A 24,965-nucleotide genomic window follows, 5' to 3' on the forward strand; every position below is an offset into this window, starting at 1 on the left:
TATTTTTAAGACAGAGGTAACAGAGTTAGATGGCGAAAGAAGATTGTATTGAAATGGAAGGAACTGTGTTGGATACCCTTCCAAATACTATGTTTCGTGTTGAGTTAGAGAACGGTCACGTTGTGACAGCTCATATCTCAGGTAAAATGCGCAAAAACTACATCCGTATTTTAACCGGTGACGCTGTAACTGTTGAAATGACACCATATGACTTAAGCAAAGGTCGCATTATCTACCGCGCACGCTAATCAAATTATTAGTTGTTGATACTAATTTAGCGGTAAATTTTTCTTTGAAATAAACCTTGCTTGCAAATACAAAAAAGCCCTTGAGTATTACTCAAGGGCTTTTTTTTGACACCTGCGCTTTTAAGCTTCAGATTTTTCTTTACTGTCTGTCTCAAATTCAAAGGCAAGTTTCTCGTCTGCCAAGTCAATCTTGACACTACCGCCATTACTTAGCCGCCCAAACAATAACTCATGAGCCAGTTCTTTTTTGATCTCTTGCTGAATAACCCTTGCCATAGGCCGAGCCCCCATGTTTTTATCGTAACCTTTTTGTGCTAACCAGCTTCTTGCTGCTGTTGACACTTCAAGGGATACCCCTTTGTTATCAAGCTGAACTTGCAACTCAACGATAAACTTATCCACGACCTGTAAGATAATTTCTTGATCCAAATGATTAAACCACACGATTGCATCAAGACGGTTTCTAAACTCAGGCGTAAATAAGCGATTAATCTCGCTCATCGCATCGTGACTGTGGTCTTGTTGTTTAAAGCCAATAGAGGTGCGTATGGTTTGCTGTACGCCGGCATTAGTGGTCATCACCAAAACAACATTTCTGAAATCAACTTTACGACCATTGTTGTCAGTGAGTGTACCGTGATCCATCACTTGCAATAAAAGATTGTATATATCGCTGTGGGCTTTTTCGATTTCGTCCAATAAAACCACACAATAAGGGTTTTTAATGACTGCATCGGTAAGCATGCCACCTTGATCAAAACCAACGTACCCGGGAGGGGCGCCAATTAATCGACTAACCGCATGGCGTTCCATGTATTCCGACATATCAAAACGCACCAATTCAACGCCCATAACCTTAGCTAACTGAGCCGTCACTTCGGTTTTCCCCACCCCTGTTGGGCCAGCAAACAAGAAGTTGCCAATAGGTTTGGACTCGTTGCCTAAACCTGAGCGAGATAAACGAATGGCATCGGTTAAGGTATCAATGGCTTTGTCTTGACCAAAAACCACTAATTTCAAATCACGGTCAAGATTTTTCAGGACTTCTTTATCCGAAGCAGAGACTGACTTTTCTGGAATGCGCGCTATTTTAGCAATGATCAGCTCGATATCAGGCACACCAATGGTTTTTTTGCGTTTCGACGGAGGCAACAACCGTTGACTCGCACCTGCTTCATCAATAACGTCAATCGCTTTATCTGGTAAATGACGCTCGTTAATGTATTTCGCAGACAATTCTGCCGCTGCACGAATCGCCTTAGTGGTGTAACGCACACTGTGATGTTCTTCATAACGGGATTTTAAACCCATCAATATTTTAGTGGTGTCGTTCACGGTTGGCTCTAATACGTCAATTTTTTGGAAACGACGAGCAAGCGCTCGGTCTTTCTCAAAGATGCCTTGGTATTCTTGATAAGTTGTTGAGCCAATACAACGCAGCTCACCGCTACTCAATTTAGGCTTAAGTAAGTTAGACGCGTCCATTACGCCACCTGACGCGGCTCCTGCTCCTATAATGGTGTGGATCTCATCGATAAATAGAATGGCATTGGGGTCATCTGCAAGTTCTTTAAGGATACCTTTGAGACGTTTTTCAAAATCACCACGGTACTTAGTGCCCGCTAATAAGCCTCCCATATCCAAAGAGTAAACCACTGCTGACTCAATGACCTCAGGCACATCGTTATTCACGATGCGAAAAGCCAATCCTTCTGCAATCGCCGTCTTGCCGACGCCAGCCTCACCCACCAGTAATGGATTATTTTTGCGTCGACGACACAACACTTGAATACAGCGCTCTAACTCCATATCACGGCCAATGAGCGGATCAATCTTGCCGTCTTTGGCCAAGTTATTTAAATTAACGGAGAATTTGTGCAGTAACGAAGTATTTTCTTCCTGCTCGGCAGTTTCTTCTGGTGTGTCCGTATGAGAGCGAGCCTCATCATCAATTTTAGACACACCGTGAGATATAAAGTTGACCACGTCTAAGCGAGTGACATCTGATTTTTTTAGAATGTAAACTGCTTGAGATTCTTGTTCACTGAAAATAGCTACCAGTACATTCGCCCCAGTTACTTCATCTTTTCCAGATGACTGCACATGAAATACTGCGCGCTGCAAGACACGCTGAAAACCAAGCGTGGGCTGGGTTTCTCTCTCTCTGCCTTGCTCATCTAGCAACAGAGGTGTGGTGTCTTTAACAAAATCAGTTAATTCTTTTTTGATTAAATCGATGTTAGCACCACAGGCTTTCAGTGCCTCTTTAGCAGCACTGTTATCGAGTAGGGCAAGTAATAAATGCTCAACCGTCATAAATTCATGACGATGTTCTCTGGCAAAAATGAACGCTTCGTTTAGCGTCTGCTCTAAATCTTTATTTAACATAAAATGCCCTCTGACTACTGACCAAATACTTCGGCTAATAAATTACGCTTGTTCCATCGTACACATTAATGGGTGTTGATGCTGCCTGGCATATCGAGTCACCTGCATGACTTTAGTTTCTGCAATCTCAGCAGTATATATGCCACAAACTGCTCTCCCGCGATAGTGCACAGTCAACATTATTTGATTGGCCTTCTCGGCGTCCAAATTAAAAAAGCGCATCAAGACTTCAATGACAAAATCCATCGGGGTGTAATCATCATTATTGAGAAAAACTTTATACATGGGTGGCGGAACCGCTTTTTGCTTCTCTGCATCTAACAGTTTGACCCGCTCTATATTGATTGTTGTGTCTTTACTCATTTGTCTGACTAATTCGTTATATACGTATTTAAATGGGAACAGTTTATTAAAGTTTCTTTACAAACCAAGGAAAAACCAAATTAGGCTTGACAAAAACAGGTTAAAAAACCTACATTTTCTAAGACGATCGTATTGAGTAGTTATCTCGTCTTTCCTCATACCCTAGTGTGGGGTCAAAGTTGCATTTGTTCAAGGGATTAAAAGGAAGCAGAAGTATGGCAGTCGGCAAAGTAAAATGGTTCAATAATGCAAAAGGGTTCGGCTTTATTGTACCGGATGATGGTGGGGAGGATATTTTTGCACACTACTCCACTATTCAGATGGAAGGTTACCGCTCTCTGAAGGCAGGGCAAGAAGTGAAATATGATGTTCAGCAAGGCCCAAAAGGCTTACATGCTGAAAACATCGATTTCAAAGGTGAGCCAGAACGTTAAATTAAAATCTTCATAAAAAAGCAGACTTAATAGTCTGCTTTTTTTCTGTTATATCAATTTATTCTAATTAAAAGCTAAGGCCGCTTTAAATGTAGAACTGGGGAATAATGCCTCAGTCGCCAGTTTTTCATCTGGATAGTAGTATCCGCCGATTTCAGCTGGTTTACCTTGAGTTGCATCAATCTCGCTCATAATTTTTGCTTCGTTAGAACTCAGCGAAGCAAACACAGGAGCAAACGTCTTGGCTAGTTCAGCATCCTCAGACTGCAGTGATAAGGCCTCTGCCCAATATAAGGCCAGATAAAAATGACTGCCTCTATTGTCCAATTCACCGGCTCTACGAAGTGGAGACTTGTTATTAGTCAGTAATTTTTCAGTGGCTTTATCAAGCGTTGCAGCTAATAGTTTCGCTTTAGTGTTCTTGGTTTTAATCGCCAAGTCCTCTAAAGAAACCGCAAGAGCTAAAAATTCTCCCAGAGAATCCCAACGTAAATGACCTTCTTCAACAAACTGCTGAACATGCTTAGGAGCCGAACCGCCAGCGCCAGTTTCAAACAAGCCACCGCCCGCCATCAATGGCACGATAGACAGCATTTTTGCGCTAGTTCCCAACTCGATGATGGGGAACAAATCAGTGAGGTAATCTCGTAGTACGTTACCTGTCACTGAAATTGTGTCTAAACCACGAATAGCTCTTTCCATGGTATAACGAATTGCTCTCACTGGTGCCATAATAGAGATATCAAGTCCGTCTGTGTCATGGTCTTTTAAATATTCAGTGACTTTAGCAATCAATTGAATGTCATGAGCACGCTCATCATCCAACCAGAATACAGCTGGCATACCAGACTGACGCGCACGAGTTACGGCTAATTTAACCCAATCGCGTATCGGTGCATCTTTTGCCTGACACATACGCCAGATATCACCGTCTTCAACCGCATGTTCAATTAATACGGTTTCATCTTGGTCGATAATTTTAACCGTACCGTTACCCTTGATTTCAAAGGTTTTATCGTGTGAACCGTATTCTTCCGCTTTTTGCGCCATCAAACCAACATTTGGCACGGTACCCATTGTAGTGGGATCAAAAGCACCATGGGTTTTACAGAAGTTGATGACTTCTTGGTAAATAGTGGCATAGGTACTTTCAGGAATAACCGCTTTGGTGTCATGTGGCTTACCATCTGGTCCCCACATTTGGCCTGAGCTACGGATCATCGCGGGCATTGATGCATCAACAATGACATCACTAGGTACATGGAGGTTGGAAATACCTTTATCAGAATTAACCATCGCAATAGGAGGACGGTCTGCATAACAGGCATTAATATCTTTTTGGATATCAGAACGTTGTGACTCAGGAAGGCTAGCTATCTTGTCGTAAACACTGCCTAGGCCGTTATTGGGGTTAACACCAAGTTCTTCAAATAAAGCAGCATGTTTTTCAAATAAATCCTTATAGAACACTTTTACACAGTGGCCAAAAACGATGGGATGAGACACCTTCATCATGGTGGCTTTTACGTGTAACGAGAATAAAATCCCCGTCTGCTTAGCGTCTTCGATTTGTTCTTCGAAAAATTTACACAACGCTTTTTTGCTCATGAACATGCCGTCGATAACTTCACCAGCAAGCAAATCAACCTTGGGTTTTAATACCGTGACGTTACCTGCATCATCAGTAAATTCGATTCTGACATGACCCGCTTTTTTAACGGTAACTGACTTCTCAGCTGAATAAAAATCACCCCCACGCATGTGAGCAACGTGAGTTTGTGACGCTTGACTCCAAGCTCCCATTGAGTGCGGGTTGGCCTTGGCATAATTTTTAACAGCAACAGGTGCACGGCGATCTGAGTTTCCTTCCCGTAACACTGGGTTTACTGCACTGCCTAATACCTTACTGTATTTGCCCTGAATCTCTTTTTGCTCGTCAGTTGTTGCCTCATCAGGGTACTCTGGCAATGCAAAACCTTTGGCTTGTAGCTCTTTAATGGCTGCTTTTAGCTGTGGAATTGATGCACTGATGTTAGGCAATTTAATAATATTGGTATCGGGGTCTTGAGTGAGCTCACCCAACTCGTTCAAAGCATCAGGAACGCGCTGCTCTTCGGGTAAATAATCTGCAAACGTTGCTAAGATTCGAGCTGCCAGTGAAATATCACTCAATTCAATTTCAACGCCAGCAGTTGAAGCAAAACTGCGAATAATAGGAAGAAGAGAATACGTTGCTAAGGCAGGAGCCTCATCAGTTTTTGTGTAGATAATTTTTGACTTGGAAGTCGTCATTTTAAACCTCTTGTTATTGGCAGAGCACCACCATGTGAAATTCGGCACATCTAAAGCATGTAGGGTTATGCTTTGTCATTCCATTTAAACTTTTTGCTTATGTTTAAGTTGAAAAATGCAAGACCAGCTTAAACAATCAACAAATAATAACTGCGCTTGTTAGTTAAGTACAAGTTTTGCTTGCATATTATATTTAGCTAAGCAAACTGAAAATAAACTAAATCCGATTTATTAGATCAAATAAAGATCAGTTATTAACATGTCATCTAAGCAAAAACATTTTCAAACAAAAGTTAGCAGAACAGGCTTCAAGCCAAAAGCGCGCGGCGACAAACCATCAGAAGCGCGAAAGGTCGTGCTATTCAACAAACCTTTTAATGTACTCACCCAGTTTACTGACCAAGAGGGTCGCCAAACTCTGAAGGATTTTATTCCAATACAACATGTCTATGCAGCTGGTCGCCTAGACAGAGACAGCGAAGGTCTTTTGGTACTGACCAACGACGGAAAATTACAACATCAACTTGCCTCCCCCACCGCCAAGACTGCTAAAACGTATTGGGCACAGGTGGAGGGTATCCCCGATACACAAGCTATTCAGGCTTTATGTGATGGCGTGCATTTAGCTGATGGATTAACGGCCCCAGCTAAAGTACACGCCATGCCAGAGCCTCCAGTGTGGTTACGCGACCCTCCAGTTAGATTTCGCCAAGCTATACCCACATCTTGGTTATCAATCACTATCACCGAGGGCCGCAATCGCCAGGTCAGGCGAATGACAGCCCATGTTGGCTTTCCAACCTTACGCCTCATTCGATATCGTATTGGTGAATGGACGATAGAAGGCATCGATGTGGGTCAATACAAATTGATTTAAGTGTGTATTCAAGCATTTCGTTACATTTTAAAATTTTTAAGGCTAAGGAGTGGTAATTAACGAGATGATTTAAGTGGTGCTTTTTGCTAGACTTCGGCTCCATTTTTTACGACATCTAAATAAGCTTTTATGGTCTCAGACACAGCCCCAATTTCCGGTCCACACTCATCAGAGGTAGACTCAACAAAACAAGACAACAGCCGCGTCAAGGTCATCGTTGGAATGTCTGGAGGAGTTGACTCTTCTGTGTCTGCCTATTTACTACAAAAGCAGGGCTACCAAGTTGAAGGCCTGTTTATGAAAAATTGGGAAGAAGACGATAATTCTGAATATTGCGCTGCTGCGGAAGATTTAAAAGATGCACAAGCCGTTGCAGATAAACTGGGTATTCACTTACACACGATTAATTTTGCGGCTGAATATTGGGATAATGTCTTTGAGTATTTTCTTGACGAATATCGCTCGGGCCGTACCCCTAATCCAGATATCATGTGCAATAAAGAAATCAAGTTTAAGGCTTTTTTGGAGTTTGCCGCAGAAGAATTAAACGCTGATTTTATTGCGACAGGTCATTACGTGCAGCGTTCAAACGCATCTGGTCAGTGGCAAATGTTACGTGGTTTAGATGGTAATAAAGATCAAAGTTATTTTTTATACACCTTATCTCACGAACACATTGCGCAAACGCTGTTTCCTATTGGTCATATTGAAAAGCCTGAAGTCAGGAAAATTGCCTTAGAACAAGGCTTAGTCACTCATGACAAAAAAGACAGTACGGGTATTTGTTTTATCGGTGAGCGCAAATTCAAAGATTTCTTAGGGCAATATTTGCCCGCACAACCTGGCGATATTGAAACCAGCGAAGGACAAGTGATTGGCCGTCACGACGGTTTGATGTACCACACCTTAGGCCAACGAAAAGGCTTACTGATCGGTGGTTTAAAAGATTTTTCTGAAGACCCATGGTACGTGGTCGACAAAGACGTGGCGCGAAACGTTTTAATTGTTGGGCAAGGCGCTAACCACCCTCGCCTTTATTCTAAAGGTCTGATTGCCAAACAATTGCATTGGGTAGACAGAGCCGGCCCTCAGCAGACCTTGCGCTGCGTAGTAAAAACTCGCTACCGTCAAGCAGACATCCCCTGTGTGGTAAGCCCACAAAAAGACGGTTCAGTTCAGGTTCTTTTTGACGAGCCTCAAAAAGCCGTTACTCCTGGCCAATCTGCTGTTTTCTACGCTGATGAAGTCTGTTTAGGTGGCGGCATTATAGAGAGTTATATTCGCTAACATGACAAATGAAAAACACCAATTTTACAACCGTAATCTTGCACTAGCAGGCGTATGCCAAGCAGCCGCTTTAGTTAAACAAGTTGCAAGAACCGGCGAAGTGAATGAAAAAGCCTTCAACGCCAGTATCAATAGTATCGTTATTACCACGCCACAGAATACGATTGATGTGTTTGGTTCATTGGGTGAGCTTTATCTAGGATTTTCTACCCTAATTAATCAATTGGGCAATGACGATAAGCTCAAAGATATCGAAATTACACGATACGTTGCAAACTTACTTACCTTAGAACGCAAAGTGAGTGGCAACAAAAAAGTCATGCAGAGCTTGGGTGACCGCGTCGGACAAATACAACGTCAACAATTACACATGGACATTCTAGATGGCCAAATGATGAGTAATCTCGCTGCCATTTATAGTGACGTAATTAGTCCTGTGGGTCGTAAAATTCAAATTGCAGGAACTCCCGCCTTGTTGAAACGCAACGATAACCAGCACAAAGTCAGAGCTTGTTTGCTAGCAGGATTACGGGCGGCGGTGTTATGGCGTCAACTTGGTGGCAAAAGACGCCAAATTTTATTCAGTCGGCAGAGCATATTGCGCGATGCCAAATTAGTTTTAAATCAATCTACTACGGTAAACTAGGAGTCAAAATGAACTTAACTGCATTGTCAGCTATATCGCCCATTGATGGACGGTACGGTGATAAATCTGCTGAATTAAGAACAATCTTTAGCGAGTTTGGTTTACTAAAATATCGGGTTATTGTTGAAATCCGATGGTTACAAAAATTAGCTAGCGCCCCTGCCATTGTAGAAGTTCCGGAATTTAGCCAACAAGCCACTGATTTTTTGGATGCCATCGCTAAAAACTTTAGCTTAGAAGATGCCCAACGTATTAAAGATATTGAGCGCACGACCAATCACGATGTCAAAGCCGTGGAATACTTTTTAAAAGAAAAAGTAGCCAATAATGCTGAACTGCATGCGGTAAACGAGTTTATTCACTTTGCTTGCACCTCAGAAGACATCAATAATTTGTCTCATGCTCTGATGCTGTCAGAAGCACGAGATGAAGTCATTCTTCCTTATTGCGATAAGCTCATCAGCGAATTAAAACGCTTAGCCATCGAGTTAAAATCGGTAGCAATGATGGCTAGAACTCACGGCCAGCCAGCAACCCCCACTACGATGGGTAAAGAAATGGCTAACGTGATGATTCGATTAGAGCGTCAACGCCAACAAATTGCGGCAGTTGATATGTTAGGCAAAATTAATGGCGCAGTGGGTAATTACAATGCTCACATGGTTGCCTATCCTGAATTTGACTGGCACCAGTTTGCTGGAGAGTTTGTAGCGAGTTTAGGGATCACTTGGAATGCCTTTACTACTCAAATAGAACCCCATGACTATATTGCCGAGTTGTTTGATGCGATAGCCCGTTTTAATACCATATTGTTAGATTTTGACCGAGACATTTGGGGTTATATCGCTTTAGGGCACTTCAAACAAAAAACAATCGCAGGCGAAATCGGTTCTTCGACCATGCCCCATAAGGTCAACCCCATCGACTTTGAAAACTCTGAGGGCAACTTAGGGTTGGCGAATGCGATGTTCAGTCACTTATCTGCAAAACTACCGGTATCTCGTTGGCAAAGAGATTTAACTGACTCAACGGTATTACGCAATTTAGGCGTTGGGGTAGCTTATTCTGTTATTGCTTATCAGGCCTCTTTAAAAGGGATCAGCAAGCTACAAGTGAATGAGCAAAGCTTATTAGACGAATTGGATAACAACTGGGAGCTATTGGCAGAGCCAGTGCAAACCGTAATGCGTCGTCACGGTATTGAAAAGCCCTATGAAAAACTCAAGGAGCTCACTCGAGGTAAAAAAGTAAACCAGACAATTATGGCAGACTTTATCGATACTCTTGATTTACCTGATGCGGTAAAAACGCAATTAAAAGGTATCACACCGGCTAATTATATTGGACGTGCCATTGCGTTTGTTGAGCAACTGGAACAACAGTAACCAATAATTTGATCTAAAAACCGAGCAATTTTATATCCCAATTTTACCAAACCCGACTAGACTTAGTCGGGTTTAGTTATTTTTAAAGGGATTTAAAAATGTTAAAACACGTTCTTCAACGCTGGGTTTGGGCGGGCAACACCCACCACTCTGACGAAAACTTTACGCCTATACGCCTTACCAACATCATAGCTTTTTTGGTTATATTTGTTTCGTTCTGTCAAATTCCGGGGGCTATCTGGTATTGGCACGACGTTGGTTACGACCAATTTATCATTATCATTAGCACCACAATTTTATTGTGTTTTGTTCCGCTACTGAATGCTCAAAGCGATTATTTGTACGCCAAGCTGCTGCTCATCAGCGTATATATTGGCAACTTAATCTGGACTAGCTTGTTGTGGCAACTTAATCTCTACATCCACTTTTTCTATTTATTAGCGGTGGTTTGTTGTCCGTTTTTTTTCACTGCGAAAGAAAGTGGTTATAAATGGGTTTGTTGCGGCCTTTTTACTGGCCTATTTCTATTAAGTGAATTGTATTACCACGCGACTTCATCTTGGTCACAGCAGAATGCACAACAGATGTTTAAACTGTCTAGCGCAATACTACTTGCCCTCGCCTGTTTGCTTTGTAGCTACCATATTCAAAAAAATATTTATCGTAGTTGGCAGAAATTAGCCCTTGAAAAAAAGCGCTCTGAGCAACTTTTACTGAATATTTTACCCACCAGTATTGCTGACCGACTAAAACACTCTAACTCTCTGATTGCTGACTACTTTGCTCAAGCAAGCATCTTGTTTGCCGATATTCAAAATTTCACGCCTTTATGTAAAAGTATGGATCCACAAAAATTAGTCTTGTTGCTCAACGAACTATTCTGTCATTTCGACCTGCTTGCCCAACAACATGGCTTAGAAAAAATTAAGACCAGTGGCGATAGCTATATGGCCGCATGTGGCTTACCGCACGCGAATGCAAAGCATGCCATTCAATGTTGTCAATGTGCCTTAGATATGCAGGAAAAATTTGAAGAATTCAGTATTCAACATCATTTGGCAACCGGTTTGAGAATAGGGATTGGTTGCGGTGAAGTGGTGGCTGGTGTAATTGGCAAAAATAAGTTTAGTTACGACATGTGGGGAGAAGCCGTTAATTTGGCCTCAAGAATGGAAAGCCATGGGCAAGGCCATAAAATACAAACCACTCAAACCACTTATGACTTAGCTAAAGATGTTTTTCATTTTGTTGAGCGTGGCGAAATTCAAGTAAAAGGTGTCGGAAAAGTCATCACCTATTGGTTAATTGGGCGTAAATGATAAACTGCCCCGATAATTTCATGACGATATCCATTCAATGTACCAATTACATAATTTTGACCAAGAAACCTTCTTACGTGATTATTGGCAAAAAAAACCGCTAGTGATCAAACAAGGTTTTCGGGATTTTATCGATCCATTAGATGAGAACGAACTCGCTGGCTTAGCCCTTGAAGATTCGGTCGATTCTCGGTTAATCAGCCATCACAAAGAATCGTGGCATGTTGCTCATGGGCCGTTTGAGGATATCAATGCCCACTGCATAGGGGCGTGGAGCCTATTGGTGCAAAAGGTTGATCAATTTATACCTGACGCAGATGAACTAATGCGCTGCTTCGCATTTATCCCTCACTGGCGAATGACAGACCTTATGGTCAGTTTTTCAAATGCTAAAGCAGGCGTTGGTCCGCACATTGACCAATATGATGTATTTATCATCCAAGGAAAAGGCACCAGACGTTGGCAAATAGGTTTGCCTGGCAATTACTCTGAATCGTTGCCTCATGCAGATTTAAAACAAATTAGCGACTTTAGCCCTGTTATTGATGAAATTTTGCAGCCTGGCGATATTATTTACATACCGCCGCACCATCCCCATAATGGTGTTGCCTTAGAAGACTGTATGAATTACTCAGTTGGTTTTAGAGCCCCTTCTCAACAAGAATTACTTACATCATTTGCTGATTATGCCTTAGAGCACAATCTCTTTAACAAGCGGTATAAAGATCAATCTGTTGAATTAAGGCCATTCCCTGGTGAAATAAAGCAACAAGAATTACAGCAATTTAAACGTTTACTTTTAGAGAGCGTAAACACTCCGCATTTTGACCATTGGCTGACTCAATATTTAAGTGAAACCAATCGTTTATCCAGCAATGAGCTCAACGAAGAAGACAAGTATAGTGAAGCAGAAATCAGTGAGCTGCTGCTAAGTGGCGTTTACTTTGTGCGTGAGGCTGGCATAAAAGCGATGTTTACTGAACAGCAAAGCACTGAAAATGCAGACTTTATTTTTTTCGTCGAAGGGCAAATGTTTTCAATTGCCGCAGAGCATAAAAACTTCGTACTAAACTTTCTGAATTCCCCCAATTTCAGCCTAGAGTCACAAAAAAAACCAGAAATTTGTTTATTTTTTACACAAACATTAGCTAAACTGGTGAATTCAGGATTTTGGTTTCCTGAATAAAAGGAGTCAGTCATGGCGTTTACAGTAAGAAACGTCGACTGGGGAAACGAAGAACACAAGCTTCGTAAAATTAGAGAAAAGATATTTGTATGCCAATGGCGTATTCCTATCGAATACGAATTTGACCAACAAGACCATGGTGCAAGTCATGTATTGGTGGTTGATGAAAACAATCAAGAAGTAGCGACAGGTCGTATCACTCCCACGGGTGAAATAGGTCGAATAGCGGTTGAACCTCAATTTCGAGGTCCAGAAGTGTATCAATTACTTTTTAAAGCATTAATCAGTATTGCAGAACAACAAGGACTGCAACAAGTGCAGATTTTATGTGAGTTGGAAGGTGTTAATTATTATCAACAACAAGGATTCCGATCAGTCGGCTCGGTGTTTATGGATGCTGGGGTACCACGTCAATGTATGACGTGCGGTTTAGCAAACTTCACACTCAACAAAGTGGAATACACCCACTAGTTTGAAAAAGGGAGAGTTTAGTTGTGGTGAACCTTTCAAGGTTTTAACTACGCTCTACCCTATTGCCACCTTCTTAATGAAGACTTTCTAGCAGCACTTCTAAGGGGTGTTTAGGCTTGAACTCCGCCATTCTTGCCACCTGACTACGACACGAATAGCCTGTTGCAACAATTTGCTCTGGTAAAAATTGCGCAATTTGTTCTTGCCAACTTAGTTCGTACAGTCCTTTCGATTGACTCACATGGCTTTGTTCATGACCAAAAGTGCCTGCCATTCCACAACACCCTACCGCAATGGGTTGTAGTGCTAACCCAAACTTACTAAACACAGTTTGCCACTGTGCTTCGCTGGCGGGCAACGCTGTTTTTTCACTGCAATGGCCAAATAAGGCATATCGTGCAGGTTCTGAAGGCACTGATTTTGCGGGTAAGTCGATAGTCAGTAACCACTCATGGACCAACTGCACCTGAAAACTTCCACGTTGGTCACCCAAAACCTTGGTATATTCATCCCGGTAACACAACACCATGGATGGGTCGATCCCTACCAACGGGATTGCAAGCTGCTGCAACTCGTTCAATAAACCAGCAGCATTTTGTGCTGTCTTCGCAAACTTATCCAAAAAGCCTTTAACATGCTGTGGTTTACCGTTAGGCATAAAGGGCAACAAGACAGGCTCATATCCCAATTTAGTGATCAACTGCGCTAAAGCATCAACCACACCGGCTTCGTAATAACTCGTAAACGGATCTTGCACAATACAGACTTTCTTCGCTTTTTGCGTTTCACTCAATCCTTTTAATTGGGCTAAATCAAAATGCTGTATATCGCTGTCCAACCGTTGCTCTAAAGTGGGTACCGACAAGTGCGGTGTGTCCACGTACCCCACGGTTTTACGAATCGAGTTATTGAACCAATCCTGACGCAAAAAGAAATTGACCATGCTGGGCATTTTCGCCATAAGCGGTGCCATGTTTTCGATATTACCCACCAGATAGTCTTTTAATGGTCGACTATATCGGCGGTAATATATGTTCAAAAAGCGCGCACGAAAGCCAGGTACATCAACACTAACTGGACATTGACTTGAGCACGCTTTGCACGCTAAACAACCGTCCATGACCTCCAATACTTCATGAGAAAAATCTGCCTCATGTTGCTTCGACAAACTATTCGATAGCTTGGTATACCATGCTTCAGATTTGCCTGACTTCTCTAGATTAGCAACATCGATATTCTGCTTAGACAGTAAACGTAACCACTCTCGAATGATGCCAGCCCTACCTTTAGGACTATGGCGTCTATCACCAGTGATTTTAAACGAAGGGCACATGGGTGATGTCGTATCATAGTTAAAACACAAGCCGTTACCATTACAACTCATGGCGGGCTCGAATGATGCACGTACATCAACAGGAATTTGTCGGTCGAAACCGCCCCGCTTTTGATCAGACACCTTAACCAACGCATCACTAGATTCAAATGGCGTGCATATTTTGCCCGGATTCATTTTATTTAGAGGATCAAAGGCCGTTTTGATTTTCCGCAGCTCAGCGTAAAGCTCTTCACCAAAAAAGGTTGGAGAATATTCACTGCGATATCCTTTACCATGTTCACCCCAAATCAAACCACCGTATTTAGCGACTAAAGCAGCAACCGCATCTGAAATTTCAGGGATCATGGCTTCTTGCGCAGGGTCGCACATATCAAGTGCAGGCCTAACATGCAGAACACCTGCATCTACATGACCAAACATCCCATAGTGCAGGCCTCTGGCGTCAAGTAAAGCCCGAAACTCCATGATAAAATCGGCTAAGTTTTCTGGCGGAACGCCAGTATCCTCGACAAAAGCTAGAGGTTTTTTTTCTCCTTTGGTCTTACCCAATAAGCCCACTGACTTTTTACGCATGCCATAGATTTTGTTGATTTCAGCTGTATCATAAGTTAACTGATATCCAATCACGCCGCAGCGATTAAGCTCAATATCCTTATCTAACCTGGCTCGTAATTCAGCAATTTTTAACTCAATCCCAGCTTGGTCATTGCTGTTGTACTCAACCATATTTAAACCCAAAACAACTTTATTGGGTACATCGGTAATTAAGTCTTTCACCGAATGCCAAATAATGTCTTGTTTGGCTAAATTCAATACATTGCTGTCAACGGTTTCTACTGACGTTGCTTGCGCGGCAACCATGCTAGGTGCATGGCGAAGAGCCGATTCAAAGGAGTCATATTTGATATTCACCAGTGCTTTATGTTTGGCAATAGGCGTAATGTTGAGTTTAGCTTCAGCCACGAAGGCCAATGAGCCTTCCGAACCGGTAATAACCCGGCTAATGTCTAGCTGACTTAGCTCATCATTTAAGGCATGTTCTAAATCGTAGCCCGTCAAAAAACGGTTCATACGCGGAAACTTAGCCAAAATTTGTTCGCGTTTACCCACACAGGTTTCGATCAATTGCTTGACAATATTGCCCACGACTGTGGGTTCTTGTGCGAGAGTTTGCGCCTCATCCATAGACATGGGCTGCGAACGCAAAACCGTTCCATCTACCAGAACAGAAGTGAGTCCCAGCACGTGGTCACTGGTTTTTCCATAAACCAATGATCCTTGACCTGAGGCATCGGTGTTCACCATCCCACCAATAGTTGCGCGATTACTGGTGGATAAATCTGGTGCAAAAAAATAGCCCAAGGGGCGCAGAACATCATTGAGCTGATCTTTAACCACCCCGGCTTGCACTCTAACCCATTGCTCGTCGGCATTAACTTCTAATACTTTGTTCATGTAGCGCGACAAATCAACAATAAGGCCTGGCGTTAACGATTGGCCATTCGTGCCCGTACCGCCGCCTCGCGCTGAAAATCTAACCGAAGGAAATTGCGCTGCGGTTTGGCCTATCAGCGCTAAATCGTCAATCGACTTGGGTAAAATAACCGCTTGAGGTAACTGCTGATAAATTGAATTATCTGTTGCTACTGCTAAACGGCTACCATAACTCATCTTAATGTCGCCGCTAAAAGCCGTCGATTTTAACGCAGCCAAAAAGTCACTGTAATCTGGAGCAATGGTTTCTTGTGGGTCAAGAAAGGGTAAGTTGTTCATCATTAGTTTTTGATTTACCGCTTTTAACGTGGTTGAGAGTATACCTAATCCCGCAGCCTATTCTCTATATTACATCGGTATTAATTAGAGCAATTTGTATAAGACGCGGAGCTAATCACATCGCTTGTAACACTTATTTCATTCTGCTGTTTTCACCTTTGTTATACTGTATTTAAGGTAAAAGTGATCATGGAGTATCAATTGAAAAAGCACATCAGAATTACGGTTGGCAGTGTATTTGCTGCCTTCGGCATCATATTTTTTATATTGCCCGGTTCGATGTTTGTTTTGCTACTGGGTTTAATGATGCTCAGTTATGACGTTCCCAAAGCTCGCGAATGGTTACGCTGGTGTCAGAACGCTATGAGCCAATCAGCTCGCAAACTCGATGCCTATTTATTAAAGCGCAAGTTCAAAAACTAGTTCTTATAAAAAATGGCTGCAACTGCAGCCATTTTTATTGCTTACTCAAGGGATTACTGTTTGAACGTTTCACCCAAGTACAACCACGTTTCAACTACGGTGTCAGGGTTTAACGATACGCTATCAATGCCCTGTTCGACTAACCATGCGGCTAAATCTTCGTGATCAGAAGGACCCTGTCCACAAATACCAACGTACTTACCGCGCTTTTTAGCCGCTTGTATCGCCATGGATAATAAGGCTTTAACAGCCGGGTCACGTTCATCGAATAAGTGTGCAATCAAGCCCGAGTCACGGTCCAAGCCTAATGTAAGCTGGGTTAAGTCGTTTGAACCAATTGAGAAGCCATCAAAGATATCAAGGAACTGGTCAGCCAACAACGCATTGGAAGGTAGTTCACACATCATGATCACTCGCAAACCGTTTTCACCTTGCACTAAACCTTCCTCAGCGAGCAATTCAATGACTTTCTTGCCTTCTTCAAGAGTACGTACAAAGGGGATCATGATTTCAACGTTAGTTAAATCCATATCGTTGCGAACCCGTTTTATCGCTTCGCATTCCAGGGCAAAACACGCTCGAAAATCTTCTGAGATATAACGGCTTGCGCCGCGGAAACCAAGCATTGGATTTTCTTCATCCGGCTCGTATTGAAAGCCGCCTACCAAGTTAAAATACTCGTTAGATTTAAAATCTGACATCCGCACGATTACTTTCTTCGGTGAAAACGCTGCCGCTATAGTTGAAATGCCTTCAACCAGTTTTTGAATGTAGTATTCAACCGGAGAGGCATAGCCTGCCATCATGTCAGTAATCTCAGCTTTTACATCTTCAGGCTGTTCATCAAAATTCAACAGAGCCTTAGGATGCACACCAATCATTCGGTTAATGATAAATTCTAAACGGGCTAAACCAACGCCTTCATGAGGTAAACGCGCAAAGTCGAAAGCGCGATCGGGATTACCCACATTCATCATGACTTTCATCGGAATACTTGGCATCGCATCAATACGCGAAGTGACAACATCAAAATCGAGCACGTCAGCGTAAATAAAGCCAGTATCACCTTCAGAACAAGACACGGTAATTTTATCGCCGTTACTTATAAGATCTGTCGCATTACCACAGCCAACAACAGCAGGAATGCCTAATTCACGAGCGATAATTGCAGCATGACAAGTACGGCCACCGCGGTTGGTCACGATCGCCGAGGCTTTTTTCATGATGGGCTCCCAATCCGGATCAGTCATATCGGTCACCAATACATCACCAGGCTGAATCTTATCCATTTCAGCGACAGAGCCGAGGACCTTCGCGATACCCGCCCCAATTTTGTGACCAATCGCACGCCCTTCACACACTATATTAGCCTTACCATGTAAGCGAAAACGTTCGATTACTTGAATGTCTTCACGGCTTCGTACGGTTTCAGGACGCGCTTGAACGATATACAATTTACCGTCTATGCCATCCTTAGCCCATTCGATATCCATGGGGCGTTTGTAGTGACGTTCAATGATCAAGGCTTGTTTGGCCAATTCCATCACTTCATCGTCGGTCAATGAAAACTGTTTACCCAAGGCTAAGTCGTTATCAACAATTTCAACCTGCTTTCCGTGGCTAAGATCGTCTGAGTAAATCATTTTAACTAATTTACTGCCCAAGGTACGTCTAACGATTGCAGGTTTGCCTTTTTCAAGCGTAGGTTTGTGGACATAAAATTCATCTGGATTAACCGCGCCCTGCACCACCATCTCCCCCAAACCGTATGATGAAGTAATAAATACGACATCTTCAAAACCAGATTCGGTATCAATTGAAAACATAACGCCGGAAGAAGCACAGTCACTGCGCACCATACGTTGCACACCAGCGGAGAGTGCCACACCTTTATGGTCGTAGCCTTGATGTACTCGATAAGAAATAGCGCGATCGTTAAATAAAGAGGCATAAACGTGTTTAATGGCAACCATGACAGCATCAAACCCTTTCACATTCAAAAAGGTTTCTTGCTGGCCGGCAAATGAGGCATCGGGCATATCTTCAGCAGTAGCCGATGAGCGTACGGCAAATGAAGCTTCATCACCGGCTTCACCCTGCAATGTTTCAAAAGCAGATTTTATCGCTTGCTCAAGCTCTGGTAAAAACGGGGTATCGATGATCCAGTTTCTGATCGTTTCTCCTGCTTTGCCCAAAGCAGGAATATCATCAACATCCAAGCTATCAAGCAAAGTGTGGATTCGTTGCTCCAAACCACTTTGCTCAAGAAATAAGTTAAACGCGTTAGCGGTAGTAGCAAAACCACCAGGAACTTGCACCCCTGCGTTTGATAAATTAGAAATCATTTCACCCAGTGAAGCGTTTTTTCCCCCTACGACACCCACATCGCCCATTCCTAATTGCTGATACCACAGTACGTGCTCTTGCATTCCTTCAGTCTCCAAAGTGAAATTTGTCGGGTTACTTAGTGTGCTCGCTTGACCAATCACAGAGTAAACTTTTGCTATATACTCAATCGAAATTTTTATCTTTCTCAACGGGCTAGCTTTTTGCGTGGGGGATTTTAGAATGTTGCTTACACTAAAGTAAAATTTAATTTTTTCTGTAATTAAATTACAACAATGTTAAGGAAATGTTTTGCGAACAGCCTACTATATTTCGGATGGAACAGCGATTACTGCGGAGGTTTTTGGCCACGCACTCCTTTCTTTATTTACCATAGAGTTTAAACACATCACAATTCCCTTTGTGGAAACAGCAGAGCACGCGCTACAAGTTGTTAACAAAATATCTGAAAGTTTTCAAGATGATCAACAACGCCCTTTAGTGTTTTACACCATCGTTAATGTTGAAGTGCGCAAAATCATCTCAAAATCGGTGGGTATCAATTACAATTTTCTTGACCAATTTGTTGCACCTTTGGAAAAAGTATTAGGTGTGCCATCCAAACCAGAAAAACATCGTACCCACAGTATTCATGAAAAAACCTATGATATTCGAATCGAGGCAGTCAACTATGCCCTTGCAAATGACGACGGTTCAAATCTAAAAGATTATCATGAAGCCGATATCGTGCTTGTTGGTGTTTCACGCTCTGGTAAAACCCCAACCAGCCTATACCTTGCTTTGCAATACGGCATTAAAGCGGCTAACTATCCTTTTACCGAGGATGACATGGGTGACGTTTTAAAAATGCCGCCCGCATTAAAACGGTTCAAAGATAAATTGTTCGGCTTAACTATCGAGGCGGAGCGCTTACACCAAATACGGTCTGAACGCAGAGCCAATAGCCGTTATGCATCTTTAGCTCAATGCCGTATGGAATTGCGGGAAGTTGAAAACTTGTATCGTAAAGAAAAAATTCCCTTTTTAAATAGTACCCGCTACTCCATTGAAGAGATTTCTGCAAAAATTTTGGCCCAAACCGGCTTACAACGGCGAAAATACTAGGTTCTGTTTTTTATTGGAATCAGAAAAACGCGGTTTAGCCACTTTGCCCCTTCGCTGCTCGTTTTTACGGCAGCGACAGGCCAATAACAATGGCGAGTGGTTTACTTCGCATAAGCAGGAGTATGAAGACAAAGTTCGCCCTCGAGCGCTTGAATATATCGAAACAATTGAGCCTTGGAGTCGCATGTTTCACCACACGACGACGCCTCTGCAAAAATAGGCATTGTTAGTGGCTTATTCTGATCGAAAAAATAAAACGCGAAGATTTAATATCCCTTTTTCATTTACCAGAGTCAGCACTTTACCGAGATGATGTTTGACAACGTATTGCGAGGCTGTTTGGTAGAGCACAACCCTTGCAAAATTTTTGTGTGAAGCGCTAAGATAGCGATGCTAGGGGTGCTTAGCGCGTTCAACTTCTCTTTGTTCGATTTCAAATATAACCATGTTGGCAAACTCTTGCAGCATGTCTAAGTCAGCGTCGCTTAATACACGTGGCTGGTCATCAATAAGACATAAGGTGCCAATGGCATATTCGCCAAATATAATCAGCGGCACCCCAGCATAAAAACGCACATAGGGTTCGTTGAGTACTAAAGGGTTATCAAAAAAACGTTCATCTGCTAGCGCATTAGGTACATAAAAAATGTTGTTATAGTTGATGGCGTGACCACAGAAAGAGATGTCTCTGCTCGTTTCACTTAACTCGATACCCTGACAAGATTTAAACCATTGGCGTTCTTTGTCGATAATAGTCACCAAAACATAACTCACATCAAAGTACTTTTTGACTTTCTTAGTAATATAGTCAAAACGCGCTTCTGGGGCAGTATCAAGAATATCTAACTTATATAGGGCTAGCAGTCTGTCAGTTTCATTTTTTGGAAAATCTGGAAATTTAATACCTACCTCAATTTAATCCTTAGGATTAATAATCAGTCAACATGGCTATCTATAATTTCGCCCCAGTGATCTTATTTGCTCTGCCTTCTTCCTTGGCTTTTTCAGCCCGCAGCCTGCGTGCTTCTTTGGGATCAGCAATTAGGGGACGGTATATTTCAATTCTATCACCCTGCTTAGGCAAATCAGAAAGTTTACACGTGCGGTTCCAGATACCCACTTTTTGCACGTCTAGATCAATATCAGGAAAGCGCGATAAAATTCCAGACGCCTTAATCGCTTGTTCAACCGTTGTATCGCGCTCAATTACCACTTCAAGCAAAGCTTGTTTTGCTGGGGTTGCGTAGGCCACTTCAACTGAAAATTGGTGTTCGGTCATAATTTATTTCTCTTTTACGCGTAGATCTTTTTGGCTCGCTCGGTGAACGCCACGACCATATTGCTGGCAATAGAATTAAAGACCTTACCAAAAGCAAACTCAACAATTTTACTGGAAAACGAAAAATCTAGGTTCAATTCAATTTTACAAGCACTGGGGCTCAAAGAAGTAATTGTCCAACCACCGCTTAATTTTGAGAACGGACCGTCAACTAAGTTCATTTGAATTGCTTGCCCACGAATTAAAGTATTTTCGGTAGTAAACCACTGTTTCACTCCCGCCTTTGAAATCAATATAGACGCTCGCATGCTGTCTTCATCTTGCCTCAACACTTCGGTTTTGGCACAACCGGGAATAAACTCTGGATATTTATCGACATCATTTATTAAATCAAACATAGATTCAGCACTATAAGCGACTAAGGCACTGCGCGACACGTTTGGCATTAATTCTCCACTATCATTACCAAAGTTGAAAACTGCATAAGGCTAACATATTTTACGCTAACACGTTCAATTTCAATGATTTTAGTTGTGTGCGACTGGACATGCTTTATAATGCCCGACATGAATATGAAGAAGTCCAAACCAAACAATAAACCTACCATTGCGCTAAATAAAAAAGCGCGTCATGAATACCACTTGCAAGACAAAATCGAAGCAGGACTGGAATTACAGGGATGGGAAGTAAAAAGCATTCGCTCTGGTAAAATTAATATTACCGAGAGCTTTGTGTCGATTGAAAAAGGTGAAGCCTTTGTTTTAGGCACGACCATTCAACCTCTAAATCAAGCGTCGACTCACGTTGTCTGTGATCCAACCCGGAAGCGTAAGTTGCTCATTAAACGTCGTGAACTGGATAAACTTATCGGCTCTGTAGAACGTCAAGGTTACTCTATTATTCCTACTGCCATGTATTGGAGTAAAAATTGGGTAAAACTTGAAATTTATTTGGCGAAGGGTAAGCAGGAACACGACAAACGGGATTCGATTAAAGACCGTGATTGGGCCCGCGATAAAGAACGTATGATGAAACATAAGGTCTAATAAACCTGTATGTATCTAACCGAAGCCGAGCATTGTCCTCGGCTTTTTTATTGCGTTAAGCTTGTCGCGTATTTCAATAACCATGAACAGGACGGCGCTTTGCTCAGCTTCTTATGAAGGGAAAGAGTCGCTAATAGCTTGTCTATAGGGTGCGCTTAAGCTATCTCAACTCCATTAACACACCAGGAATTAAGTACTATGTTTAGCCACGCAATCGCTCGCAAACCCTGTCGTTCCATGGTCAAAGGAATAACCTCAGCCAAACGTGGAAAGCCCAATTTTGAGATAGCCTGTGAGCAACACGATGATTACATATTGGCACTACAAGAATGTGGTTTAAGCGTCACAGTGCTTGATGCATTAGAAGCCTTTCCAGACTCCTGTTTTGTTGAGGATGTCGCGTTGTTTACACCTATAGGGGCTATTTTAACCCATCCTGGCACGCCCAGCCGACAAGGCGAAGTAAAGTTCATCGCTGAAGTAGTGAACCAATTTTATCCTTATCCAGATATCATTGATGCCCCCGGCCACCTAGAAGCTGGTGACATCATGATGGTTGGAGGACATTTTTATATTGGTTTGTCTGGCCGTACCAATCGCCAAGGTGCACAACAATTGATTCACTTGTTAGCTAAACAAGGTTTGTCTGGTTCAATGGTGAACATGTCAGGGTTGCCGCACCTAAAAAGGTCTTTAAGTTATTTAGAAAACAACAATTTACTGACCTTCGGAGAGATGCATCACCATGCCGATTTTAGTGACTACAACCGTATTGAAATGAGTGCCAATGAACGCTATGCCGCGAGTAGCGTGTGGATCAACGGTACAGTGTTAGTGCCTAAAGGATTTCCAGAAGCACTCGCGACCATTCAGTCACTGGGTTATGCCAGTCGTGAAGTAGCAATGTCAGAATTTCAAAAACTCGATGGTGGCCTAAGTGGTTTGTCGCTACGCTTCTAATTTAAATCATGGACTAATCAAGCTCAGCCGCATGCAGATTTCGGTAGCGCTTAGTCAATTTAGCTAAGCGCAATTGATCGTCTAATAGTGCAAGCCATGCCCAGCTATCTTTTTTAGGAGCCTGACCTTTACTCATTCGCCTAAGCTGTTTTTTGATCAAGGCCATAACAGCAAGCGCACTGAGGGTTTTGTCTTGCCAATTCACTGACGGAATAAAACCAACCCGCTCAGGATGATCAAGCCATTGTTTAGGTAAGTCGGGCGTATAAGCCAGCGCACTTGCCATGCCCACCAGCGCAACTCCACTTTCAATGACTTGTTCGGCAATTTCTAAACGCCTGATCCCGCCTGTTGTCATTATTGGGATCTGGCTTTCAAGTGCTATTTTACTGGCAAACTCTAAAAAATAAGCCTCTCGTGCTAAAGTGCGCTCATCCGCGCTACGACCCTGCATGGCTGGCGCTTCGTAACTACCTCCAGACAATTCCACCATGTCAACGCCGTATTCAGTCAACCAATAAACGACTTGCTGGGCATCCTTCACATCAAAGCCACCACGCTGAAAATCTGCTGAATTAAGCTTGACCGCTAAATCAAATTTAATCCCACATGCCACACGCACTTGTTCAACAATGTTCAGTAATAATCTAGCTCGATTCTCAAGGCTACCACCCCAACTATCCTGACGTCTATTTGTCAGAGGTGATAAAAACTGCGCCAGTAAATACCCGTGAGCCGCATGCACTTCAACCCCGTCAAAACCAGCCTCCTGGGCTTTTTGAGCAGTAGTAACAAAGCGCTTGATCACATCTTGTATTTCCTGTTCATTCATCGCTTTTGGCGGAGCAAACAAAGCAGAATGTTTGCCTAGATTTAAGGCCACATCTGAAGATGATATTACCTTACCTCCCATGCGTTTATAGACTTGGCGCCCAGGGTGGTTTATTTGCATCCACACCTTGCAATTATGTTGCTGTGCTTGTTTGGCTAATTGGCTATAGGGCTCAAGCTCAGTGGACTTTTCTAACACCAACCCACCCGGTCCTGTCATGGCTAATCGATCCACCATCACATTACCAGTGATAATCAAACCCACTCCCCCTCGTGCCCAGGTGCTATATAATTGCATCAAAGGCTCATCAGGCAATTGGTAAACATTTGCTAAATTTTCTTCCATCGCTGCTTTAACTAAGCGATTCTTGAGTTGATTACCGTTTGGCAAGGTAAAAAGGCTGAATACATCTTGCGGCATGTGTGGTTTCCTGGGAGTTAGCACGCTAAAACGTAGGCTAACACAAACTAGATCAAAGCTAATCATGCTCCCTAGGGATGAATGCTTAAAAATTTTATTAACATTACCCACAAACTGTTTAAAAAACAGACGAAAAACAAAGATTTAAAACTTAGCTTGGTACAAACGCCAAGTGCTGTGTTAACATAATAGCGTTGGCAGTTTGCAGCCAACACACTCTGGGGCTGATTTTGGATTCGACAGGATGCTTGAGGCTTTAGGTGCATGCAGAGGAGCGGTTTGCCTCTATAAAAGCCGCAAACAAATAGTCGCAAACGACGAAAACTACGCTCTAGCCGCTTAATAACCGGCTGAGCCCTTCCACTCATACTCTTTCTGCTAGTAGAGGTTCGGAAGGTCATCCCAGCAGAATAGCGAGGGAACCTTGTCTAAGGGTGAACCGCGAAACAGTATTAGGCCAGCTATGAGAAATCCTGTTTGTCGGAGTTCAAAATAGTTAAATAAATGACAAAATAAGCATGTAGTACCGACGGTTGATGTATTTTGGACG

23 protein-coding genes and 1 other RNA gene are annotated in these 24,965 nt (G+C 42.6%); 15 read left to right on the top strand and 9 right to left on the bottom strand.

Annotated elements, in window-relative coordinates; genetic code table 11:
• The first annotated feature begins 29 nt into the window (after positions 1–29).
• On the top strand, positions 30–248 hold the full coding sequence (infA, locus tag NWQ57_RS14665; RefSeq protein WP_068373302.1) for a translation initiation factor IF-1: 219 nt from the start codon (positions 30–32) through the stop codon (positions 246–248).
• Between the two features lie 120 nt (positions 249–368).
• On the opposite strand, the gene clpA is transcribed toward infA, so the two are convergent.
• Entirely contained in the window at positions 369–2,636 is a 2,268-nt protein-coding gene (clpA, locus tag NWQ57_RS14670; protein ID WP_306022910.1) for an ATP-dependent Clp protease ATP-binding subunit ClpA, read from the bottom strand.
• A gap of 42 nt (positions 2,637–2,678) precedes the next feature.
• Complete coding sequence (gene clpS / locus NWQ57_RS14675; RefSeq protein ID WP_306022911.1) at positions 2,679–2,999, bottom strand: ATP-dependent Clp protease adapter ClpS; 321 nt, start codon at positions 2,997–2,999, stop codon at positions 2,679–2,681.
• Positions 3,000–3,214: 215 nt separating this feature from the next.
• Between clpS and cspD the strand changes: the two genes are divergently transcribed.
• The gene (gene cspD / locus NWQ57_RS14680) at positions 3,215–3,433 is read left to right on the top strand and encodes a cold shock domain-containing protein CspD (RefSeq protein ID WP_306022912.1); all 219 of its coding nucleotides are present in this window, start codon (positions 3,215–3,217) and stop codon (positions 3,431–3,433) included.
• A gap of 63 nt (positions 3,434–3,496) precedes the next feature.
• On the opposite strand, the gene NWQ57_RS14685 is transcribed toward cspD, so the two are convergent.
• Positions 3,497–5,725 carry an NADP-dependent isocitrate dehydrogenase gene (locus tag NWQ57_RS14685; protein ID WP_306022913.1) on the bottom strand — a complete coding sequence of 743 codons (2,229 nt, stop codon included), beginning with the start codon at positions 5,723–5,725 and terminating at the stop codon, positions 3,497–3,499.
• 259 nt (positions 5,726–5,984) lie between these two features.
• On the opposite strand from NWQ57_RS14685, the gene NWQ57_RS14690 reads away from it, so the two are divergent.
• The 7 genes from NWQ57_RS14690 to NWQ57_RS14720 all read left to right on the top strand — a co-directional run bounded on the left by NWQ57_RS14690 (position 5,985) and on the right by NWQ57_RS14720 (position 12,896).
• Complete coding sequence (locus tag NWQ57_RS14690) at positions 5,985–6,602, top strand: pseudouridine synthase (protein ID WP_306022914.1); 618 nt, start codon at positions 5,985–5,987, stop codon at positions 6,600–6,602.
• Between the two features lie 129 nt (positions 6,603–6,731).
• Positions 6,732–7,889 carry a tRNA 2-thiouridine(34) synthase MnmA gene (mnmA, locus tag NWQ57_RS14695; RefSeq protein ID WP_306022915.1) on the top strand — a complete coding sequence of 386 codons (1,158 nt, stop codon included), beginning with the start codon at positions 6,732–6,734 and terminating at the stop codon, positions 7,887–7,889.
• 1 nt (position 7,890) lies between these two features.
• Positions 7,891–8,535, top strand: coding sequence for a high frequency lysogenization protein HflD (gene hflD / locus NWQ57_RS14700; RefSeq protein ID WP_306022916.1), 645 nt, complete (start codon positions 7,891–7,893; stop codon positions 8,533–8,535).
• Between the two features lie 8 nt (positions 8,536–8,543).
• Positions 8,544–9,920, top strand: a complete 1,377-nt coding sequence (purB, locus tag NWQ57_RS14705) for an adenylosuccinate lyase (RefSeq protein WP_306022917.1) — start codon at positions 8,544–8,546, stop codon at positions 9,918–9,920.
• Between the two features lie 98 nt (positions 9,921–10,018).
• Positions 10,019–11,239: an adenylate/guanylate cyclase domain-containing protein gene (locus NWQ57_RS14710; RefSeq protein WP_306022918.1), complete on the top strand. Its 1,221-nt coding sequence runs from the start codon at positions 10,019–10,021 to the stop codon at positions 11,237–11,239.
• 37 nt (positions 11,240–11,276) lie between these two features.
• Positions 11,277–12,425 carry a cupin domain-containing protein gene (locus NWQ57_RS14715; protein WP_306022919.1) on the top strand — a complete coding sequence of 383 codons (1,149 nt, stop codon included), beginning with the start codon at positions 11,277–11,279 and terminating at the stop codon, positions 12,423–12,425.
• Between the two features lie 12 nt (positions 12,426–12,437).
• Entirely contained in the window at positions 12,438–12,896 is a 459-nt protein-coding gene (locus NWQ57_RS14720) for a GNAT family N-acetyltransferase (protein WP_306022920.1), read from the top strand.
• Positions 12,897–12,969: 73 nt separating this feature from the next.
• On the opposite strand, the gene NWQ57_RS14725 is transcribed toward NWQ57_RS14720, so the two are convergent.
• Positions 12,970–16,008: an FAD-binding and (Fe-S)-binding domain-containing protein gene (locus NWQ57_RS14725; RefSeq protein ID WP_306022921.1), complete on the bottom strand. Its 3,039-nt coding sequence runs from the start codon at positions 16,006–16,008 to the stop codon at positions 12,970–12,972.
• Between the two features lie 198 nt (positions 16,009–16,206).
• On the opposite strand from NWQ57_RS14725, the gene NWQ57_RS14730 reads away from it, so the two are divergent.
• On the top strand, positions 16,207–16,428 hold the full coding sequence (locus NWQ57_RS14730; RefSeq protein WP_306022922.1) for a PGPGW domain-containing protein: 222 nt from the start codon (positions 16,207–16,209) through the stop codon (positions 16,426–16,428).
• Between the two features lie 53 nt (positions 16,429–16,481).
• On the opposite strand, the gene ppsA is transcribed toward NWQ57_RS14730, so the two are convergent.
• Complete coding sequence (ppsA, locus tag NWQ57_RS14735) at positions 16,482–18,857, bottom strand: phosphoenolpyruvate synthase (RefSeq protein ID WP_306022923.1); 2,376 nt, start codon at positions 18,855–18,857, stop codon at positions 16,482–16,484.
• Between the two features lie 208 nt (positions 18,858–19,065).
• Here ppsA and NWQ57_RS14740 point away from each other — a divergent pair, with 208 nt between their 5' ends.
• Positions 19,066–19,878, top strand: coding sequence for a pyruvate, water dikinase regulatory protein (locus NWQ57_RS14740; protein ID WP_306022924.1), 813 nt, complete (start codon positions 19,066–19,068; stop codon positions 19,876–19,878).
• A gap of 13 nt (positions 19,879–19,891) precedes the next feature.
• On the top strand, positions 19,892–20,098 hold the full coding sequence (locus NWQ57_RS14745) for a DUF2461 family protein (RefSeq protein WP_306022925.1): 207 nt from the start codon (positions 19,892–19,894) through the stop codon (positions 20,096–20,098).
• A gap of 173 nt (positions 20,099–20,271) precedes the next feature.
• Here NWQ57_RS14745 and NWQ57_RS14750 read toward each other — a convergent pair whose 3' ends face one another.
• Genes NWQ57_RS14750 through NWQ57_RS14760 form a run of 3 tightly spaced genes read right to left on the bottom strand, consistent with a single transcriptional unit; the run spans position 20,272 to position 21,603 of the window.
• A complete protein-coding gene (locus NWQ57_RS14750; RefSeq protein ID WP_306022930.1) occupies positions 20,272–20,793 on the bottom strand; it encodes a GAF domain-containing protein in 522 nt (173 codons plus the stop codon).
• A 37-nt stretch (positions 20,794–20,830) separates the two neighbouring features.
• Positions 20,831–21,157: an RnfH family protein gene (locus NWQ57_RS14755; protein WP_306022926.1), complete on the bottom strand. Its 327-nt coding sequence runs from the start codon at positions 21,155–21,157 to the stop codon at positions 20,831–20,833.
• A gap of 14 nt (positions 21,158–21,171) precedes the next feature.
• A complete protein-coding gene (locus NWQ57_RS14760) occupies positions 21,172–21,603 on the bottom strand; it encodes a type II toxin-antitoxin system RatA family toxin (protein WP_306022927.1) in 432 nt (143 codons plus the stop codon).
• 120 nt (positions 21,604–21,723) lie between these two features.
• On the opposite strand from NWQ57_RS14760, the gene smpB reads away from it, so the two are divergent.
• Positions 21,724–22,203: an SsrA-binding protein SmpB gene (gene smpB, locus NWQ57_RS14765; RefSeq protein ID WP_306022931.1), complete on the top strand. Its 480-nt coding sequence runs from the start codon at positions 21,724–21,726 to the stop codon at positions 22,201–22,203.
• A gap of 198 nt (positions 22,204–22,401) precedes the next feature.
• Positions 22,402–23,163 carry an arginine deiminase family protein gene (locus tag NWQ57_RS14770; RefSeq protein ID WP_306022928.1) on the top strand — a complete coding sequence of 254 codons (762 nt, stop codon included), beginning with the start codon at positions 22,402–22,404 and terminating at the stop codon, positions 23,161–23,163.
• A 13-nt stretch (positions 23,164–23,176) separates the two neighbouring features.
• Here the strand turns inward: NWQ57_RS14770 and NWQ57_RS14775 are convergent, their stop codons facing one another.
• Positions 23,177–24,415, bottom strand: coding sequence for an NADH:flavin oxidoreductase/NADH oxidase family protein (locus NWQ57_RS14775; RefSeq protein WP_306022929.1), 1,239 nt, complete (start codon positions 24,413–24,415; stop codon positions 23,177–23,179).
• Positions 24,416–24,635: 220 nt separating this feature from the next.
• Between NWQ57_RS14775 and ssrA the strand changes: the two genes are divergently transcribed.
• Positions 24,636–24,965, top strand: a transfer-messenger RNA (tmRNA) gene (gene ssrA, locus NWQ57_RS14780); the annotation flags it as partial.

The organism is Paraglaciecola sp., from assembly GCF_030730205.1.
Lineage (GTDB): Bacteria > Pseudomonadota > Gammaproteobacteria > Enterobacterales > Alteromonadaceae > Paraglaciecola.

Coding starts and splice junctions, on each gene's coding strand:
- NWQ57_RS14720 (WP_306022920.1), top strand. CDS start 12,438: ATGGCGTTTACAGTAAGAAACGTCGACTGGGGAAACGAAGAACACAAG.
- NWQ57_RS14690 (WP_306022914.1), top strand. CDS start 5,985: ATGTCATCTAAGCAAAAACATTTTCAAACAAAAGTTAGCAGAACAGGC.
- NWQ57_RS14715 (WP_306022919.1), top strand. CDS start 11,277: ATGTACCAATTACATAATTTTGACCAAGAAACCTTCTTACGTGATTAT.
- mnmA (WP_306022915.1), top strand. CDS start 6,732: ATGGTCTCAGACACAGCCCCAATTTCCGGTCCACACTCATCAGAGGTA.
- NWQ57_RS14775 (WP_306022929.1), bottom strand. CDS start 24,415: ATGCCGCAAGATGTATTCAGCCTTTTTACCTTGCCAAACGGTAATCAA.
- NWQ57_RS14760 (WP_306022927.1), bottom strand. CDS start 21,603: ATGCCAAACGTGTCGCGCAGTGCCTTAGTCGCTTATAGTGCTGAATCT.
- infA (WP_068373302.1), top strand. CDS start 30: ATGGCGAAAGAAGATTGTATTGAAATGGAAGGAACTGTGTTGGATACC.
- smpB (WP_306022931.1), top strand. CDS start 21,724: ATGAATATGAAGAAGTCCAAACCAAACAATAAACCTACCATTGCGCTA.
- NWQ57_RS14710 (WP_306022918.1), top strand. CDS start 10,019: ATGTTAAAACACGTTCTTCAACGCTGGGTTTGGGCGGGCAACACCCAC.
- ppsA (WP_306022923.1), bottom strand. CDS start 18,857: ATGCAAGAGCACGTACTGTGGTATCAGCAATTAGGAATGGGCGATGTG.
- NWQ57_RS14725 (WP_306022921.1), bottom strand. CDS start 16,008: ATGATGAACAACTTACCCTTTCTTGACCCACAAGAAACCATTGCTCCA.
- cspD (WP_306022912.1), top strand. CDS start 3,215: ATGGCAGTCGGCAAAGTAAAATGGTTCAATAATGCAAAAGGGTTCGGC.
- NWQ57_RS14755 (WP_306022926.1), bottom strand. CDS start 21,157: ATGACCGAACACCAATTTTCAGTTGAAGTGGCCTACGCAACCCCAGCA.
- clpS (WP_306022911.1), bottom strand. CDS start 2,999: ATGAGTAAAGACACAACAATCAATATAGAGCGGGTCAAACTGTTAGAT.
- NWQ57_RS14685 (WP_306022913.1), bottom strand. CDS start 5,725: ATGACGACTTCCAAGTCAAAAATTATCTACACAAAAACTGATGAGGCT.
- hflD (WP_306022916.1), top strand. CDS start 7,891: ATGACAAATGAAAAACACCAATTTTACAACCGTAATCTTGCACTAGCA.
- purB (WP_306022917.1), top strand. CDS start 8,544: ATGAACTTAACTGCATTGTCAGCTATATCGCCCATTGATGGACGGTAC.
- clpA (WP_306022910.1), bottom strand. CDS start 2,636: ATGTTAAATAAAGATTTAGAGCAGACGCTAAACGAAGCGTTCATTTTT.
- NWQ57_RS14770 (WP_306022928.1), top strand. CDS start 22,402: ATGTTTAGCCACGCAATCGCTCGCAAACCCTGTCGTTCCATGGTCAAA.